At 40.0% G+C, this 17,249-nt stretch carries 15 protein-coding genes; 7 read left to right on the top strand and 8 right to left on the bottom strand.

Annotated features, from left to right (window positions below; all coding sequences use genetic code 11):
• Positions 1 to 31: 31 nt before the first annotated feature.
• Positions 32 to 3,253 carry a S41 family peptidase gene (locus tag PP2015_RS18405; protein ID WP_083496675.1) on the bottom strand — a complete coding sequence of 1,074 codons (3,222 nt, stop codon included), beginning with the start codon at positions 3,251 to 3,253 and terminating at the stop codon, positions 32 to 34.
• A 288-nt stretch (positions 3,254 to 3,541) separates the two neighbouring features.
• Between PP2015_RS18405 and PP2015_RS18400 the strand changes: the two genes are divergently transcribed.
• A complete protein-coding gene (locus tag PP2015_RS18400; protein ID WP_227009282.1) occupies positions 3,542 to 4,522 on the top strand; it encodes an ABC transporter substrate-binding protein in 981 nt (326 codons plus the stop codon).
• A 107-nt stretch (positions 4,523 to 4,629) separates the two neighbouring features.
• On the opposite strand, the gene PP2015_RS18395 is transcribed toward PP2015_RS18400, so the two are convergent.
• The 5 genes from PP2015_RS18395 to PP2015_RS18380 all read right to left on the bottom strand — a co-directional run bounded on the left by PP2015_RS18395 (position 4,630) and on the right by PP2015_RS18380 (position 8,249).
• Positions 4,630 to 5,493 carry a hypothetical protein gene (locus PP2015_RS18395; protein ID WP_058031963.1) on the bottom strand — a complete coding sequence of 288 codons (864 nt, stop codon included), beginning with the start codon at positions 5,491 to 5,493 and terminating at the stop codon, positions 4,630 to 4,632.
• 104 nt (positions 5,494 to 5,597) lie between these two features.
• A complete protein-coding gene (locus PP2015_RS21950) occupies positions 5,598 to 5,768 on the bottom strand; it encodes an RraA family protein (protein WP_157599113.1) in 171 nt (56 codons plus the stop codon).
• Between the two features lie 265 nt (positions 5,769 to 6,033).
• The gene (gene rraA / locus PP2015_RS18390) at positions 6,034 to 6,513 is read right to left on the bottom strand and encodes a ribonuclease E activity regulator RraA (RefSeq protein ID WP_058031962.1); all 480 of its coding nucleotides are present in this window, start codon (positions 6,511 to 6,513) and stop codon (positions 6,034 to 6,036) included.
• Positions 6,514 to 6,612: 99 nt separating this feature from the next.
• On the bottom strand, positions 6,613 to 7,416 hold the full coding sequence (locus tag PP2015_RS18385; RefSeq protein ID WP_058031961.1) for a substrate-binding periplasmic protein: 804 nt from the start codon (positions 7,414 to 7,416) through the stop codon (positions 6,613 to 6,615).
• Positions 7,417 to 7,574: 158 nt separating this feature from the next.
• Entirely contained in the window at positions 7,575 to 8,249 is a 675-nt protein-coding gene (locus PP2015_RS18380; RefSeq protein ID WP_058031960.1) for a TorF family putative porin, read from the bottom strand.
• Positions 8,250 to 8,676: 427 nt separating this feature from the next.
• On the opposite strand from PP2015_RS18380, the gene PP2015_RS18375 reads away from it, so the two are divergent.
• The 5 genes from PP2015_RS18375 (at position 8,677) to PP2015_RS18360 (ending at position 13,147) form a co-directional block, all read left to right on the top strand.
• On the top strand, positions 8,677 to 9,627 hold the full coding sequence (locus tag PP2015_RS18375; protein WP_058031959.1) for a GlxA family transcriptional regulator: 951 nt from the start codon (positions 8,677 to 8,679) through the stop codon (positions 9,625 to 9,627).
• The gene (locus PP2015_RS18370; RefSeq protein WP_058031958.1) at positions 9,624 to 10,859 is read left to right on the top strand and encodes a S41 family peptidase; all 1,236 of its coding nucleotides are present in this window, start codon (positions 9,624 to 9,626) and stop codon (positions 10,857 to 10,859) included. Before PP2015_RS18375 ends, PP2015_RS18370 begins: the two co-directional genes overlap by 4 nt.
• A gap of 10 nt (positions 10,860 to 10,869) precedes the next feature.
• Positions 10,870 to 11,058, top strand: coding sequence for a DUF1272 domain-containing protein (locus tag PP2015_RS21710; RefSeq protein WP_083496674.1), 189 nt, complete (start codon positions 10,870 to 10,872; stop codon positions 11,056 to 11,058).
• Between the two features lie 221 nt (positions 11,059 to 11,279).
• Entirely contained in the window at positions 11,280 to 12,581 is a 1,302-nt protein-coding gene (locus PP2015_RS18365) for a DUF2252 family protein (protein ID WP_058031957.1), read from the top strand.
• A gap of 149 nt (positions 12,582 to 12,730) precedes the next feature.
• The gene (locus PP2015_RS18360; protein ID WP_058031956.1) at positions 12,731 to 13,147 is read left to right on the top strand and encodes a BLUF domain-containing protein; all 417 of its coding nucleotides are present in this window, start codon (positions 12,731 to 12,733) and stop codon (positions 13,145 to 13,147) included.
• A 53-nt stretch (positions 13,148 to 13,200) separates the two neighbouring features.
• On the opposite strand, the gene PP2015_RS18355 is transcribed toward PP2015_RS18360, so the two are convergent.
• Complete coding sequence (locus tag PP2015_RS18355; RefSeq protein WP_058031955.1) at positions 13,201 to 15,162, bottom strand: methyl-accepting chemotaxis protein; 1,962 nt, start codon at positions 15,160 to 15,162, stop codon at positions 13,201 to 13,203.
• 112 nt (positions 15,163 to 15,274) lie between these two features.
• Here PP2015_RS18355 and PP2015_RS18350 point away from each other — a divergent pair, with 112 nt between their 5' ends.
• Complete coding sequence (locus PP2015_RS18350; protein ID WP_058031954.1) at positions 15,275 to 16,327, top strand: porin; 1,053 nt, start codon at positions 15,275 to 15,277, stop codon at positions 16,325 to 16,327.
• On the opposite strand, the gene PP2015_RS18345 is transcribed toward PP2015_RS18350, so the two are convergent.
• Complete coding sequence (locus PP2015_RS18345) at positions 16,328 to 17,074, bottom strand: substrate-binding periplasmic protein (RefSeq protein WP_058031953.1); 747 nt, start codon at positions 17,072 to 17,074, stop codon at positions 16,328 to 16,330.
• Positions 17,075 to 17,249: the final 175 nt, after the last annotated feature.

Below are 17,249 nucleotides of genomic sequence, written 5' to 3'. Positions count from 1 at the left end.
GGCTACTCGCCCCTTATAAGAATAATGACTTTTAGTCTCTAAAGTTACTCGGCGCAGGTGGCACGACAAGCGGCTTTTTAGGGTTAGCTTCTAATTCTTTAAGAAGCTCTTTAACTGCGCGCTCGACCGATGGGTCTTTTCCTGCATGAATAAGCTCTGGACGATCGACCACTTCGATATCTGGTGTTACACCTTCATTCTCTATGATCCAGTTGCCGTCATTATCAAGAATACGGAAAGTCGCAGCAATCACTTGCCCGCCATCTACAAGGTATGGGTTGCCAGAAATACCAATCAAGCCACCCCAAGTTCGCGTACCAATTAACTTACCAAGACCTGCTTGACGGAAATAGTAAGGTAATGCATCACCACCTGAACTCGAATAACCGTTAATTAGCATGGCTTTAGGACCATCGTGTGCAAATGCTGGCGTTTTAGTTGGCTCAACACCACGACGTTTCCAGTAATTTAATGGCTTGCGAGATAACCAAGTAATTAAATGTTCAGGAATAAAGCCACCACCGTTGTAACGATCATCAATGATCATCGCCTCTTTTGTCGTTTGTGGCATAAAGTTCTTGAATAAAGAGCGGTTACCTTCATAGTGTGTATTTGGTAAATGTACATAACCAATCTTGCCATTTGATAACTTACTGACGTATTCAGCTCGGCTGTTCACCCACTCCAAATATCGTAGACCTTGCTCACTGGCTACAGGTTTAACTGTCACCTTCCAAGCAGTATCAAAACTCGGTGAATCAGACAGCATTAGCTCAACTGGCTCACCCTGAGTATTTTCTAGCAATTCAAAGAAGTTACTCACTTGATCTACGGCTTGGCCATTCACCGATAAAATGAAGTTTCCTACAGAGGCATTAATGCCTGTTTGACCCAGAGGCGAGCGGAAGTCTTCATGCCAGTCTTCGCCTTGATAAATCTTGTTTATCTTTACAAAACCAGACGGGTGACTTTCTACTTCAGCACCTAATAAACCATGCTTTTTACGTTCAGCGGTTGGCGCATCGCCCGATTGAACATAAATATGACCCGCATTAATTTCACCTGCGATTTCACTGAGCACATAATCTAAATCAGTTCTGTGTGCTACCGCATCCGCCATTGGTTGATAACGTTTTAAAATTGCATCCCAATCTTGGCCATGGTGATTTTCATCATAGAACCAATCGCGCAATGTACGCCACCCCTCAACATACATTTGCTGCCACTCAACCTTAGGATCAATTTTTAAATTCATCTTAGAGAGATCCAGCTGATTCGCTTTAAGGTCTTGTTTTGCTTTAGGCTTGATCACACTGATGTTTTTACCTGAGCGAGCAATGATGTGTTTACCATTCGTCGACACTTTATACTGACTCACGCCAGAAGCGACTGTCGCCACTTTGCCATCAGGCTTATTCGAAATTAGCTTAAGTGCACCGCCAGATAGCGTTAATACCCCACCTTCTACACCCGTTAAGCCGCGATAATTTCCTGCTGGTGCATTTGTAGCAACGACACGCTTCATAAAGCCTTGAGGCTCAAGCGCATTCGTGTTTTCTTGTTGAGATTTATCTTCAGTCTCTTCAGTGACAATGCCCGCTTCATCAGAGCTTAAAGCGTTAATGGGGGTGATTTGATTATTCACAGCAACCACATAAACTCGCGTGGCTCGACTAAACATGTAATCAAACTCATATGAGCTGAATGTTAAGTTGTAATCACGTTCAGAGCTGAAATATAGATACTCACCGTCAGGAGAAAAAGTCGGGTTACTTTCAGATGTCATCTCATCTGTTAAGCGTGTTACCTTCTTTGACTCAGTATTGAAGTGAAATAGCGATGAGTAGCGGTTTTCGTTATTTTTTACATACACAATATCGTTTGAATTTGGCGACCAAACATATTGAGTAAGACCATTTTCATCAAACTTTGCTACATCTATTTTTGTTTGTTTGCCAGATGCGATATCAAGTAACCAAAGTGTATGGTTTTTATCTGCAAAAAGTAGTTTGCTGTTATCAGGTGACCACTTAGGTGTAAAACGCCAAATTGTGCCATTACTTGTTAACTGCTTAACTTCATTATTGTTAGCGCGATCTTTAATATAAATCTCGTACTCGCCTGTCACATCGCTCATATAAGCGATATATCGACCATTTGGCGACCAACTGGCTTCTATCTCACGGCCTTCAGGCGTGTAGCTTAAGTTACGAGTCGGACCTTGTTTTACAGGTACGGTGAAAATTTCACCACGGGCTGTAAACACCGCGCGATTACCATCATGAGAGATGTCCATCGAGTCAATAAAGTCACTTACATTTTTACTGTAAGGCAAAGTGTGCTCTCTGATCCCCTCCACATTTATCGTTAGTTTCTCAGAGGACTTTGTCGCTTCATCGAAACGGTATAGATACCCCCCATTTTCATAAACAATCGCATCAGGACCCGCAGAAGGCCACAATACATCGAAGTCATCATGCGTTGTCATTCGAACCGGTGACTTACCTTCACGGTATTTATATAAATTAAGTGTGTAGTCTCTATCTGAAACGAAATAAATACTGTCATTTACCCAGGTAGGCTGTTGATCTGTAGCACGATGAGACGTAAGTTGTTTTGAGGTGTTATTTTCTAAATCATACACCCACACATCTTGAGCACGACCACCGCGTGAACGCTTCCACGTTCTAAACTCCCTGTCAATTGGGGTATAAACGTACTTGCTACCATCTGGAGAAAGCATACCGCCGCCCGTTTCAGGTATTGCCATCGGTTGCTCTAAACCCCCTTCTGCTGGCACCATGTATGGGCGGCCCATTCGCTTACCCCAAGGGGTTCTATTTGCTCTAAATACGATATTTTTTCCGTCTGGCGTCCAGTCCATAACACGGTAATCATAGCCACCTCGTGGTGGCATAGGACCAACATCATTGTAGTAAGTTAATTGTTTCAAACCTGAGCCATCGCGGTTTATAACATAAACTTGGCGACTTCCGTTGTACTGTGCTGAGAATGCAATTTTACTTCCATCTGGAGAAAACTTAGGAAAAGTTTCGAACCCCTCATGATAAGTTAACCGCTGACTCTGTCCCGTTTGGGTATTCGCAACGTAAATATCACCTGCATATACAAATGTCACATGCTCTTTGTGAATATCAGGGAATCGTAAGATACGGGTATCTTGCGTTTGGAACGCAGAAGCCAAAGGCGCAACGACGGCAGCCATGGCCAAAACAAGATTTTTAATTTTCATTCTTCGCTCGTTTTTACAATGAGTAATGTTACATAATAACATTTAAGTCTGCTGTGAAAGCTTTTTGAGATAAGTTGGTTGTGACAAAATGTAACTATTAAGCCTCATTGGTTCTCTTTTTTGCGTTCATGCAAAAATCTCAACAGTAAAATTTGCTTAACTGACTATGATTAGTAATATGGCACTAAAGTTTTATCTTATTGAGAAATCATGATTAGGGTTTTAGTTATTTTTACGTTGTTTTGTTTTTTTCCCTTTACGAGCGTAAAGGCAAATGAGCCGAATGTGATGTTTCTAAACCCTGGACACCCCGCAGATAATCCGACTGGGCACTTTTGGCCAAATGTAAATTACTTTATGCAAGAAGCTGCTCGCGATTTAAATATTAACTTGAGAACTATTTACGCAAATCGCAATCATATACTTATGAAGTCTTTTGCCGATGAAGTTATCAAAGCAAAGCCCGATTTTGCTGTTATCGTAAACGAAAAGGGAGTTGCGATTCAGCTTGTTAAGAAAATCACTGCGAAAAAAATTAATGTTTTCATGTTACTTAACGACCTCTCTGACGAAGAGCTTGATTCATTGACAGCCGAGCAACGAGTCTATTACTCCGGCAGCCTTATTCCAAATAATTATGATGCTGGTTTTAAACTCGCAGAGCAGTTATACAAGAGTTACCAATTAATCTCCCCTAGAGAACAATCTAAAGTCACTGTATTGGCTTTACATGGCGACGCAACTTCTCCAGCGTCTATTGAACGAAAGCAGGGACTGGATGATTTCCTCGCATTGCATCCCAATATCCAACTGGTCGATAGTACGGTTGCAAACTGGTCAAAACAACATGCATTCGAGAAAGTAAAAGGGGTGATCAAACGTAAAAATATAGACATTATTTGGGCTGCTAACGATGCGATGGCGTGTGGCGCCACAGCTGCAGTACGCAATTATCTTCGCCCACCTATCACAAGGATTGGTGGCATAAATTGGGACAATGACATACCAGAAGATCGACTAACCGTATCCGTGGGAGGACACGTAACGCTCGGCGCCTATGCCATGGTCATGATTAAAGAAATAAGTGAAGGGAAAAGACAGCCAGAAAGAATAAAACATTCTATTTTTCAACACAGCAACATTAAAGCCTATAAAGCCTTCATGTCAGCATTGCAGCAAAAACGTTTTAACCAGTGTAATTTTGCCGACTTCTTGAGCGATTCAGACACCAAGCGTACGTTTTCTATCGACAATTTGATTTGTGAGTAGTGGACATAAAAAGCATGAATACTATAAGTCTTCTTTTAATTCTCTTATTAGATTTGCTGGATGAAGATAGAGACTAAAAATTAGGTGTGTGCCATTGGCGGACGCTGTTATACAGGTATGATTGCCTTCTCGGAGTAATCATTTATCCAAACATACTTGTGTGAATAATGCTTCTTATTATCAAAGAAAATATTGCAATTTTTAAGGCTTAATATTTCAGATAGGTTTCCATCCACAATGACTGTATCACTTATCCTAACTTTCCTTAGAGGCAAGTTGGATATGCCTTTGATGCTGTTTAAAGAATTGCACTTTTCTAAAATAAGAGATTCAATACTTTTGATACAAAATACGGCTTCTAGATTTTCAACTTTCTTACACGTTTCTAGTCTTAATTCAGACAGAGCCGTAAGCGCTAATTCCGAGATGTCCTTTAACTTACTGCATCTATAAAGCATTAAATTTTTGAGCCTTACAAACTGTTTAATACCGTTAGTAGACTCTATTGTAGCTTGTACTAACTCAAACCTATTCAGATTAGGCGAAGTTTTGAACTTGGATAAATCTTTATTTTTGTATTTGTCTATTCTCAATTGCAATAACCAACCTACTTGATGCAAGCTTTCAAAACAAGGACGCCAATCAATTTTTACAACTTTCAAGTTAGTAAGCTTCTCGAAATTAAATCCTTGTTTCACACCTAAGCATTCTAAGTGCAAATACTCCAAATCTTGTAAATCTTCAATCATAGCCAAGTCTTTTATCTCATCGTCCATGAGGTATAGACATTTTAAGTTTTTAACTTTCGTTAAAAGACCTAATTCCTGGCTCTTCCATCCCAACCTTTGATTTAGCAAAATAGATTTGTAATTCTTTGCGTTGATAAAGTCGATAACATCCATTGTCAGAGGCGAAATTAAATTCAGCCTTGGCTCAGAAAGGTAGTCATCTTCGACAATTATATATTCCATTATTTCTTCAATCTCAAAAATATAGTCACGGAAAAATATTAACTAACTACGATTTCAAAATGAATAGATTAAATGAGCATTTTTGCTAACAGCACTCCTCAGTTTTACTGATCATCTGCATACACCCAATCATCTTCTGACACGTCTGCGGCAAGTAAAGTATGCGAGCTTAGTACACTACCTAAACCTTGCTTTTTGGTTTTACGCGGAACGTGCCCTAATGCCATAACAAAGAAGGGAAATATTTTCACAATGATGGGAGTCGCATCTTGCAATTTGTATCTTTGAAAACAGGAGCTGCAGACAACGCCCTTTCCCCTTGTATCACGCCTGAAAATAAGTAATTGATGAGTAATGCGATCGCATGGATGCGAGCCAAGCGATGATTTCGCCAAGGATGGCGAATACATCGCGGTTACGTTCACATCAATTAGTTATTTGAAGATTTAGCGAGATATAGGGGCGCCGTGGGAGTCCAGAGGGTGGTAGGCGGCAGCCGCCCTTTGGTTGCCGTCGCCAATGCGACAACAATCCCTCTCTCTAAATCTCAGTTTTACTGATCACCACCCCATTCTCATCTGCATACACCCAGTCACTTTCTGACACCTCTGCACCGAGTAAAGAAATTGAGCTCAGAACACAGCCTAAACCCTGCTTTTTGGTTTTACGCGGCACATGTCCTAGCGCCATGACACAAAAGGGTAACGTTTTTAATATTTCTACATCGCGAACACAACCATTAATGATAATGCCAGACCATCGATTTTTAATGGCTGATATAGTCAGGTTATCCCCCAGAAAAGCGAATGATTTAGAGCCTTTAGCATCAACAATTAAAACTTTATTGTCACCCGGTTGCCTTAAAAACTCGCCAACTAGGCTGTTATCTTCTGGGCAGCGGATAATAACGGCTTGGCCTTTCATATAGCGTGATTTACCAAAATGTGCCAAGCCATGCTCCATAACTTGTAAAGTGTCGCCGTATTCGTCGTACAGTTCTGGGGTCGTAAAAACAGGCATTTATGATTCCAATTTAAGCCAAGGTAATACTTACTTAAGCAGTTAAACTTAAAAATTTACAATCTCTTAGGTAAATAACGGCTATTCATAGAATGCATATTATTGGTGCGTGCAACGGGCTTCTAGCGAGAGTTCTTGCTCTGAAATTTGTGTGATGGTTTCGAGGTAGCGAGCTTTAATGGGTAAGTCTAACTCTTTAGCATAAATTTCATCGACGGCTTTTTGCAAAAGTAAAACCATATCTTCTGACACGGTTTTATTTAAGGCTAAATAATTGCCACCTAGACGGGGATCGCTAATCACAAACGCGGGGGTCACTTGATCTTCTCTCAGGCGATAGTTTTGAATATGAAATCGCAAACTATTTGCAGAGGCAATAAATAAATCAAGCTTGCCTTCAGTGAAGGCTTTTATTTCGTCAAACTTTTCAGAAAACGGAATATAGTTGATATGTTCTTTATACCCCCATTGTTTCAGAATCTCTTCATATGCGTCGCCTTTGTGTAAAGCAACCGTATAATTAGCCAGCTCTTCTATATTGTTTATTCGAATATCATCTCGTTCAGCAAGCTTATAAAAACAGGCTGGACTAGAAATAAGTGGACCAACCCATTGAAATTGCTTTTCTCTGCTCGGCAGCCTGGAAGTAGACATTAGGCCACTGCGGCCGTCTTTTAAACTCAATGTCATCGCGCGTTTCCAAGGGTATAGTGCAAACTTGCATGTTATATTCGCCATTTTACAAGCCATAGCCACAATATCTGCATTCACGCCCACAACAGTACTTTTTTCTAGAAAGTTATAAGGTGGAAACTCTTCTGTATAAATGGTGAGCGATTGCTCTGAAGAAATAGCATAGGCCGAAGCGAATAGCAGAGCAACACAGCACCTTTTTAACTCCATCAAACAATACCTTAGATAAAAGTAAGAGTATGAAAAACTAATGTTTCAAGTTTATGTCTAAATTTAAGCATAGGAAGAAAATCAAGAATTGCCATTCCCTGAATGAATTATGGAAATGGCCGTTCAGTGTAATATAGAGGTGAAGTAGCTGAGGTTATTTATAAACTAAAGGTTTTGCCTACTGTAAACAAAATGGTCGAGTCACCATAGGTGTCGAGATCGGTGTCTTCGTAACCCAAAGATAAGTCCCAACCACTGACAGAGTAATTACCCGTCACTCGCCAGTGAATGTAGTCATCGTCTTTACCCTCCCAAGTCCATTTATCATCATCCATACTCATAGAGTAATCGATGCCTACATCAACCGAGAATGACTCGTTAACAGGGAAGTTATGAGTGAGCATAACAATGCTATGGCCTGCACCCGTACCAAAATAATCCCATGCATACCAAAAGTTTAAATTAGTGTTGCCATAATTGAACTTTGCATAAGCTTCAGCGTAATTGTAACTAGAACTCACATCAGCGCCGTGATACGTGTATTGGGCAATACCAACATCTAAATTCAGCACATCATTCAATGCAGTGTAATAGCCAACATAACCGTCAAACTCAATATTTGTATCTTCACCAAAGTCAACATTAGAGCCCCAAACACCTGCATACCAGCCTGTGTCTCCTGCCCAATCAAAACTAGCTTGAATGGCTGGATCTTCTTGTGTTTGGCTCACCCCATTAAACAGATAATCTGACACTCCAGTAATCGTAACTGAAGTGTCTGCAAGAGTGGGAAAAGAACAAAAACAAAGCGTGTATAAAATCGATTTTCTCATAACTTAACTCTGCAAAAAGTTTTCTTTCTTAAGATGAGGTTAGTACAAAAATAACCGCTGTAAACAAATGATTCGACTATTTATGGAACATCAAATTTACTTTTAAGCGGCATCAATCAAGATCTTATTGCGAATAAAGCATGTTATTAGAATGATCATTTATCATACGCATCGCCGCTTTAATACGAGGACTGCTTTACCCACACACTTCACCAAGTTAAATAATCTCGGTGTAAACTATTATTGAGTTATAGCTCCCTCATTCGTCTCACCTAGTAGGCTTTTTTCTTTTTACTACATTTCATTTATATATTTTTACAGCCAGGCTTAAAATGTCTTTTTTTGTCGTTTATAAGTATAAAATGACACATTTGCTTATCCTATTATAGGATTAATCTATAAACAGAAACTTAAAAGAACAACTTAAATGACTGTAAAACAAGTCTATTTTATTGCTGATGGCTTTCAGGCACTTGACCTCTTTGGTCCACTAGAAGCTTTTATGGAAACCAATAACTTTCAAGCAAATGCTTATCAATGTAAGTTATTAGGCATTTCAAAAGGTGCCGTGCACACGGCATATGGGCAAAGTGTGAGCGTTGATTATTGCCTTCAAGGAGAGTTTGAGTTTGATGATTTAATCATTTGTGGAGGTACAGGCATGCGTACTCTGCAATTGAGCATAAAAGAACTCAATGCATTGTCAAACATAGCTAAAAAAGCAAAACGCGTCTTCAGCATCTGCACAGGGGCGTTTATTCTCGCCAAACTCTTTGATGATAAAGCCTTTACGATTACAACACATTGGCGACATTGCGATAGCTTAGCCATGCAAAATCCAAATAAAACTGTCACACCTGAACCACTTTTTATTCGAGATGAAAATATCTGGTCATCCGCAGGTGTACTTTCTGGTGTTGACTTAGCTTTGGCAATTATTCGCGAAGACTATGGCAATAGCATGGCTGCCAAAGTCGCTAAAGATTTGGTGGTGTACTTACAACGTGCAGGCTCACAGCAACAATACTCTGATATCTTAGAACTTCAGTCTGGTGAAAGTTTAAAGCTCTCACCATTAATAGATTGGTTAAGCACACAATTAGACAAATCTGTCACCGTCACTCGTATGGCAGAGTTTTGTAACTTGAGCGAGCGTCAACTCACACGACTTTTTAAACAGCATCTTAATTGCACACCTAGCCATTATTTTCGGGTACTCAAACTTAATCATGCTAGAGATTTATTGTGTGAAGAAAACATCAGCCTGCAACTTATCTCGCAAAAATTAGGCTTTAACAATTACGATAGTTTTCGACGTGCTTTCATAAAGCAATTTGGCCTTTCACCTTCGCAGTATGCTAAGGGCACTCACGCATGAAATTAGTTTTTAAATTACTCGTTATCGCATTTTGTAGCTTTGACATATATGCAGACACACTCTCAATTAAACAGCAGCAAGCTTGGCTAGAAGACATTAACTTCTATGAAAGCCAAGTCAGAACCAAGCATATTGAACCGTTTCATACGCTTGCTGAGAGTGACTTTGCGAAACTATTGAAAGAGCTTAAACAAGATTTACCACTACTCAGTGAGCCTCAAGTAGAAGCACGATTAATGGTGATAACAGGTGCCATTAGCGACGGACACACCAACTACTTCATGATGTCTGGGCCTCACCAACATTTTCCGCTCAGATACAAATTCTTTGAAAATAAATTACGAGTAGTAGATGCTACCCAACAATATCAGCATCTGATTGGGGCAGAACTCAAAGCAATCAATGGATTACCCGTCAATACGTTATTTGACATACTCAGTCCGATGTTACCCGGCGTCGACAATCAATTTAGTGCAAAAACCCGCTTTGAATACTACTTAACGTTACATAAGCTGTTACTTGGCCTTGGCTTTGTAAAAGAAAATGCCGCGACAAAGTTTGAGTTTAACCTTGAGGGAAATACACTCTTCGAACAAATAACCCCTGTTGAGATGAGCGAATTTGCCAAACTCAGTTCGGCTTTTAAAAGTCACTCAGATAAATTAAACAAGCTAGATATCGGTATGCCGGGTATAAGCTTAAGCTTGTTAAAAGAAAATAAAATCGCTTACTTTGATTTTGATGCCTACCCTAGCTTTGAGCAGGTAATTGCAGAGTGCAAAGCACTGCAAAAACAATTAGTGACTGCTAAATCTCAGTATTTAATTATCGACTTTAGAGGTAATGGCGGTGGTAGTTTTTACACCGGTTTAGCTTTTTCATCTTGCTTGTTACCTTTGGACCAATTTAATTGGAAAACAGGTGTCTTTGTTTTCACAGATGAACACACCTTTTCAGCGGCAATGAGTAACACCATACAGTTTAAACAAATTCTCAATGCGCGTATTTTCGGCACGCCAACCGGTGGTGATCCCAACCAGTTCTCCGAAAGCTATCGCTTCGTTTTGCCTAACTCAAAAAGAAAGCTGAGTGTATCAAAACGCTATTACCCGTTTCTTTTTAAAGATACAGATGCTGTCCACCCTGATGAGTTGATTGAAACTTCATGGATAGATTATCAGCAAGGCAAAGACCCTGTGCTATCAGCGGTACTGGCTGAAATCGAAAAATAGAGAACAACACATGCTCCAATTAAAACCCAATTGCGAATACTGCGATAAAGCTTTGCCTTCAGATTCAACTGAGGCAATGATCTGTAGTTATGAATGCACTTTTTGTAGACACTGTGTAGAAAAAGAGTTTGATAATGTGTGTCCCAACTGCGGTGGTAATTTTGAAGCAAGGCCTAAACGTCCTGTAGAAATAAGCTAAGTGCTCACTTTTTTCTTCTAGCATCAGTTTCATTAAACTGCTAGAACGCCTTGCAAGCTGGCTGAAAAAACAGAGTTAGCGCAAGCACAATATTAAATTTTCGCGATAAACGTTGAACTGATTTCTAATATTGCGGGCAATGTATTTATAGTTACAATGATATTAATTTCATTGCTCGCAATATCTCTACCTGTGAGTAAACGTTCATCAAAGGAATACTCGTGGAAAGACAACAAACGCTGGTTCAATATTTCAAAGAACATGATGGGTGCGCCCCCTCTTCTGAACTCTCAAAACACAAAAAAATGGTCAATAGCCCATTTCAATTTTTACGTGGTTCTGCCCCACTCATGTATCGCGACTTGGCAAGCCACTTAATCACTTTACCTGAGTCTTTACTGAATATTCCTCTTACTACAATTATGGGTGACTGCCATACGAGTAACTTTGGTTTTTTAAGTGAAGAAGGGTCTCATGGTGAAACAGTTGTGTTCTCTCCCAATGATTTTGATGACGCTTGTTTTGGCCACGCCAGTTGGGACTTAATAAGGTTTTTGGTGAGCCTACCTTTAGCACGAGCAGAAGCTGAGCAAATTCAGGCGGCGTCTGAGTGTGACAAGCTCAAATCTAAACCGCTTGCTGATGAGCAACAAGTTCATTCTGCTCAGCATGCTTTCTTAACTTCATATATCGAAACATGCGAGCGCTCTTTACAGAAGAAAAACGACAACCAAACTGCACTCACCGTATTCTCCAAAGGTCACATTTTGTATAAGCGCTGGCAAAAGGCTTTGACTAGAGTAGTCGGTGGTGAAGCTTTCATGACTAAAAGTACCTTAGCTAAAGAGGTCGATTTAGTGCAATGGCGGTTCAAGCAGAATCCAGACAAGTTTATTCCTTTACCAGATGATATTTATGAAAATCTGTATATGCAGTTCAGGCCTTTTATGGACGATGAAATTCTCGATATCGTCATGCGCCATAACGCAGGCACAGGTTCAAATAATTTAGGTCGCTACTATGTCTTAGTGGGCCCGAGCCAGCCCCATGATGCAGCTAAAACACATATTGTTGAAATTAAACAGCAAAGAGAAGCTGCGCCCATTAAGTACTTTCCAAAGATATCAGTAAACAATCGACTCTCTGCGGCGCATTTGACAGTCAACTGCCAAAGGAAAATGCAGCGTAGACCTGATTTAATCCTTGATGACACTATTTGGCAAGACAAACATTGGTTACTACGCTCACGACACCACGCCCGAGTAGGCATTGATTCTGAACACTTTTTGTTAGGTAAGAGAGCAGCCGATAAAGGCGGCGTTATTCAGTATGCGCTGAGCTGTGGTGAAGCGCTTGCACTCGCCCATATGCGAGGAGATCGCCGCTCACTCGATTTTCAAAAGGCTGTCGTAGCAAATTTGCCTAGCCACTTAAAAAACATGGTTCAAATTGCGAACGATTACGTTACACAAGTGATTGATGACTGTTCTATCACTCGCAGCCTACTCCAAGAATCTCTTTAAGCTCGTTCAAAGCAGATATCCAGCAACTAGGTATCTGCTCATTCACAATCCATAACCGATTCAATAAGCCCCAAAAAGAAAATTTATATGCCAACTTAAACTTTTTATACTACTTTATTTAGAGCTATTACTTCAGTTAATAACCTAACATGTTGATTGAGTTTATTTTTACTAGTGCTACACCCGCCCCCCTCGCTTGGACTGAGCTTGAAGTGTTGAGGCATGAATGTGAACGTCGAAATAAAATTGAAGGCATAACTGGTATGTTACTTTACGATGGTAAAAACTTCATGCAAGTCATAGAAGGGCAAGAACAAAAAGTATTAGCCTTATTTAGATTGATTGCTTCTGATTCTCGACACTGTAATGTCGAGGCTATTATCAGTAACCCGATTGAAAATCGGAACTTTAAAAGTTGGAGTATGGGCGTAATAACTCTTGATGAAAATAATCAAACACAACAAGTCACAGAGCTAACCGGAAAGAGTAAAAAACCACTTAGCTTTAAACTTTTATATGCGTTTGCGCATCAAGAAATACGTATAGATGCACTCAGTCACACGTAAACTAATATCTATACATAACTTACTGTAAAGGGCCTTTACAGTGCAAAACCTCACTATGTCTTAAATCGACCAACTAATGCATTTAACCTTGTTGCCAGCTCTGATAAGTTTTGCGCATTACTTTCAGCAACGACAGACACTTCAGCAACCTCATCAGCAACCGTTTTAATATCAACAACATTACGATTGATATCTTCAGCAACATGCTGTTGCTCTTCTGCCGCAGTAGCAATTTGTGAATTCATATCACTAATTAAGTCAACGGAATCAGTAATCGAATTAAAAGATTGTTGTGCTTCTTGGGTGTAATCAACAGTCAAACTAGACGTTTGCAAACTTGACTTCATTTCTTGAGAAATACTTTGTGTCATCTGACGAAGTTTAGAAAGCTGAGTCGAAATTTCTTCTGTTGATTCAGATGTTCTAACAGATAAGGCTCTTACCTCATCAGCAACAACAGCAAAACCTCGCCCTTGTTCACCTGCCCTAGCAGCTTCAATGGCTGCATTCAGGGCCAGTAAATTAGTTTGCTCAGCAATGCCACGGATCACATCTAAGATAGACGTAATACTTTCACTTTCATTATCTAATTGCTCAATATTTGTCGCTGAATCACTCAATGTTCGGCTTAAGCTCTGCACACTCTCTACGGTTTTCTCAATCACTATTTTGCCGTCGATAGCCGCATCTTTAGTTTGATTAGCAGAATCAGCAGCACTGGCACAACTGGCGGCGACCTCATTGGCTGTTGCCGCCATTTCATTAATTGCAGTAGCAGCTTGCTCCAACGCCATTTGTTGCATCTGAATTGAGTTACTTAAATTTTGAGAAAGCGCCTTGGTTTTATCTGAAGACTGATTAATACTCCCAGAACTATCATTTATCTCATTCACTAAAGCCGCAATTGAGCCTAAAAACTGGTTAAAGCTACTCGCCAGTTTACCTGTTTCATCATTACTTCTGACTTGAAGTCTCTGACTTAAATCACCTTCACCCTGTGATATTTGCTCAAGGCCATCTGTGACTTCAATAATTGGATTTGAAATTAACCTCGCCAAATACACACTTAATGGTGACAGCAGCAATAATAGTACAACGCTAACAACCACAATAATCCAAGTCATCGTATTCGCTGATGCCATCACCTCACTTTTCTTAAGTAACCCAACAAACTTCCATTTAAAGTTAGGTGAGGTATAAATATTGGCTATATAAGTATCACCACCAATATCTATTTCAGCTTGACCAGAGGACTTGCTCGATAACGATGTATACAACCCGTTTGAAGCTTGAGAAAACGACTTAAAATTATTACTTGGATGCTTTGCATCCACCAAGATTGTGCCCGTATCTTCAACCAACACCAAGTAACCGGATTCACCTAACTTTATATTTTGTATCAGCTCTGTCAGACCTTTTAACGACACATCCATGCCTGTTACACCAAATACATTGCCACTGTTATCTTTGAGTGATTTGACGGTTGAAACTATCACTGCATCGTCTGGCTCCCAATAATAGGCACTGGTTCTAATTGGCTGTGAACTTGCTTCAAGACCGGTTTTAAACCAAGGTCGAGGACGGGGATCATAATTAGCGCTGACACTCCCTTTCGGCCACTGTGTATAACCACCTTGCTGATTTCCCATATAGATGTAAGCGATTCCTGGGTGGGATGAGCCAAATTGATTAAATAAATCAAATATATTGGCTTCGATGGTGCCATTTTTCTCAGGTGTCATAGCTGTAGAAACATTGCTAGACATGTAAGTTGCAACTCCTGAGTGTCCTTTGATTACATCAGGGTGCTGTGCGATATACATCACATCTTTGCTTATCTCAGCAAAAAACATTGAAATAGCATTATCAACCTGCTCAACTTCACGCGTATTCGCTGTTGAAAAATTATCAAACGCTTGCTGCCTCGCTTGAGTCACCATGATGATGGCAATAATCAATATTGGGGCTGACAGTGTTGCTAGCAACGCCCAAATAAGCTTTTTAGATATCGACATAACATATTCATGTAAAGAGTGTTCTTATAAATATGGTAAGTGCATTTGGTTACGTCAAGTTGCTAAATTACGCTATCATTATTGCAGTGTAGTTGTATATTTAGGACATATTATGCGTCAACTCTCATATTTACTATTTGCACCGTGTATTACCATATCAGCTAATGCCATTGCCGAAGTAGGGTATGCTGGCGGCTTTTGGATTAACTACAGCTATAATGAAAACAGCTATGACACCAATCTAGGTGATCAAGCGCTTATTTTTTATCTAGACAAGAAAAATGATAAACACAGCCCTTGGCACTATTCTGCTGAATTCAGGCTAGGACCAGGAGGATTCTCTGATCCAGATAACAACACCTCTGGCTCCGATTATGTTCTACACAAGGCATGGGTGAGCTATGATTTTAGTGAAGCTCACAAATTGGTTATGGGTAAGAGCCAACTGCCATTTGCGTGGAAAACTGCCAACTTTTGGCCTGGAGATATGTTTCTTGCAGCATATGGTGATCAAATGGATGTCGGTTTAAAGTATCAAGGCAGTTTTAGTAATGCGACTGTTCAGATAGCTTACTATCCAAGAGATGACTGGCGAAGTACATCTACAGACAGCACTGACGACAATAGACATTGGGGAAGCCGACATACCTATCGGAAATTAAACACCTTAGTTGGTGATTTTCAGTGGCATATTTCAAGCTCTCATACCCTAGGGTTTTCAGCACAAAATGCGGAGCTCGAAGAGTTTGTGACGGGTAAAAAACAGACGGATGGTGAGCATCAAGCAATGGCAGCTTACTACCAAGGTCAGTTTGAAAGCTTGAGCGTAAAGCTGAGTTACATAGACGGTGAACGTCAACTACCGCAAGCCTACTACATCGCTAATAACCTTCCTAATGAAATTAAGAACACCCGATATAATACAGAAGTAAGTTATCAAGTCGGTGATTGGACATTTTTAGTTGATGTAACATTAGCAAAATCAAATACCCAAGGTGGGGTAAACTCTACTGTTAGCGCTTGGGCACCAGGTGTTAGGTACAATTATGGCCCTGGCTGGGTTTACTTAGAATACCTAAATCAGGATGCATGGTTTGACCGTGATATGCGTATTAATAAAGGTGACTTTGCTGCTTGGTACTTAACGCTAGACTATTACTGGTAACTACTTCACAAATATATATTTTGCGGAAGAAGTTTTAAATGTGCCTAAAGAGTTTAGGATAGTTTGGTACTCCCCAGACTCTTTAATGGCACTTAACCCTCTATTAAATGCTTTTAGCAGCACCTCTGATTTCTTAGACTGCTTTAAAAACAGTAAGTGACTACTTTCTACCATAAGAGGCTTTGCGTGAAATGCTACTTGTTCAACTTCTTCGGCTGCAAAATGCTCTTTAAGAATATGCTTGGCGGGAATGGTTGCGATTGGAAAAAGATCTATTCTTCCTTTGAGGAGCTTTTTAAAATTTTGCACATCGGATGTGACTGTATTTACATTTAACACACCTCGCTTTGCGAATTCCCAAAATTCTTCCGTGTAGCTATACCCTTTTGTGGCTCCAATATTGAACTCACTTAACTCTGATAAATTACCCCAGTCTGTGAGCGGTTTACTTTTACGAAAATAAAAATAAGTGGCTTCGTAATAGAGGGGTTCAGAACAATGAAAATTCTTTTTCCGTTCTGGCACACAAAACCAAAATGCAGCTGCATCGTATTTCCCTTTTAATGCCGAAGCAAAGCTTCTTCCCCACGGCATAAATTCAAACTTAACAGTATACCCTTCAGAGGCAAAAGCAGCTCTGATAACTCTTGGCACAATCCCCTGCTTTGGTAACGCCTTGCTTGCAAACGGAGGGTAGTCGCCAATAGCTATAGTAAGCTGCTTTGTATGGCCACTGCCACATAACATCAGTAGTAATAAAAGAAATAATCGCACAAAGCCCCTCAATGGCTAGATAACTGGTAGCCTGAAATTTAAGAATTCACATTCAGAATAGCAAAAGAACCTCTCATTCGCCTTGTTGACTCTTGCAGATAAAGCATAGCTAAAAACCAACCCTTCATATTTTCTTTATTTCCCTTTT

The organism is Pseudoalteromonas phenolica, from assembly GCF_001444405.1.
GTDB classification, from domain to species: domain Bacteria; phylum Pseudomonadota; class Gammaproteobacteria; order Enterobacterales; family Alteromonadaceae; genus Pseudoalteromonas; species Pseudoalteromonas phenolica.
The sequence above is the reverse complement of the archived record's forward strand: the minus strand, read 5'-3'. Positions and strand labels throughout refer to the sequence as shown.

What these genes read in the sequence shown, in the direction of transcription:
- PP2015_RS18405 (WP_083496675.1), bottom strand. Translation starts at nt 3,253, where the DNA reads ATGAAAATTAAAAATCTTGTTTTGGCCATGGCTGCCGTCGTTGCGCCT.
- PP2015_RS18400 (WP_227009282.1), top strand. Translation starts at nt 3,542, where the DNA reads ATGTTTCTAAACCCTGGACACCCCGCAGATAATCCGACTGGGCACTTT.
- PP2015_RS18395 (WP_058031963.1), bottom strand. Translation starts at nt 5,493, where the DNA reads ATGGAATATATAATTGTCGAAGATGACTACCTTTCTGAGCCAAGGCTG.
- rraA (WP_058031962.1), bottom strand. Translation starts at nt 6,513, where the DNA reads ATGCCTGTTTTTACGACCCCAGAACTGTACGACGAATACGGCGACACT.
- PP2015_RS18385 (WP_058031961.1), bottom strand. Translation starts at nt 7,416, where the DNA reads ATGGAGTTAAAAAGGTGCTGTGTTGCTCTGCTATTCGCTTCGGCCTAT.
- PP2015_RS18380 (WP_058031960.1), bottom strand. Translation starts at nt 8,249, where the DNA reads ATGAGAAAATCGATTTTATACACGCTTTGTTTTTGTTCTTTTCCCACT.
- PP2015_RS18375 (WP_058031959.1), top strand. Translation starts at nt 8,677, where the DNA reads ATGACTGTAAAACAAGTCTATTTTATTGCTGATGGCTTTCAGGCACTT.
- PP2015_RS18370 (WP_058031958.1), top strand. Translation starts at nt 9,624, where the DNA reads ATGAAATTAGTTTTTAAATTACTCGTTATCGCATTTTGTAGCTTTGAC.
- PP2015_RS21710 (WP_083496674.1), top strand. Translation starts at nt 10,870, where the DNA reads ATGCTCCAATTAAAACCCAATTGCGAATACTGCGATAAAGCTTTGCCT.
- PP2015_RS18360 (WP_058031956.1), top strand. Translation starts at nt 12,731, where the DNA reads ATGTTGATTGAGTTTATTTTTACTAGTGCTACACCCGCCCCCCTCGCT.
- PP2015_RS18355 (WP_058031955.1), bottom strand. Translation starts at nt 15,162, where the DNA reads ATGTCGATATCTAAAAAGCTTATTTGGGCGTTGCTAGCAACACTGTCA.
- PP2015_RS18350 (WP_058031954.1), top strand. Translation starts at nt 15,275, where the DNA reads ATGCGTCAACTCTCATATTTACTATTTGCACCGTGTATTACCATATCA.
- PP2015_RS18345 (WP_058031953.1), bottom strand. Translation starts at nt 17,074, where the DNA reads ATGTTATGTGGCAGTGGCCATACAAAGCAGCTTACTATAGCTATTGGC.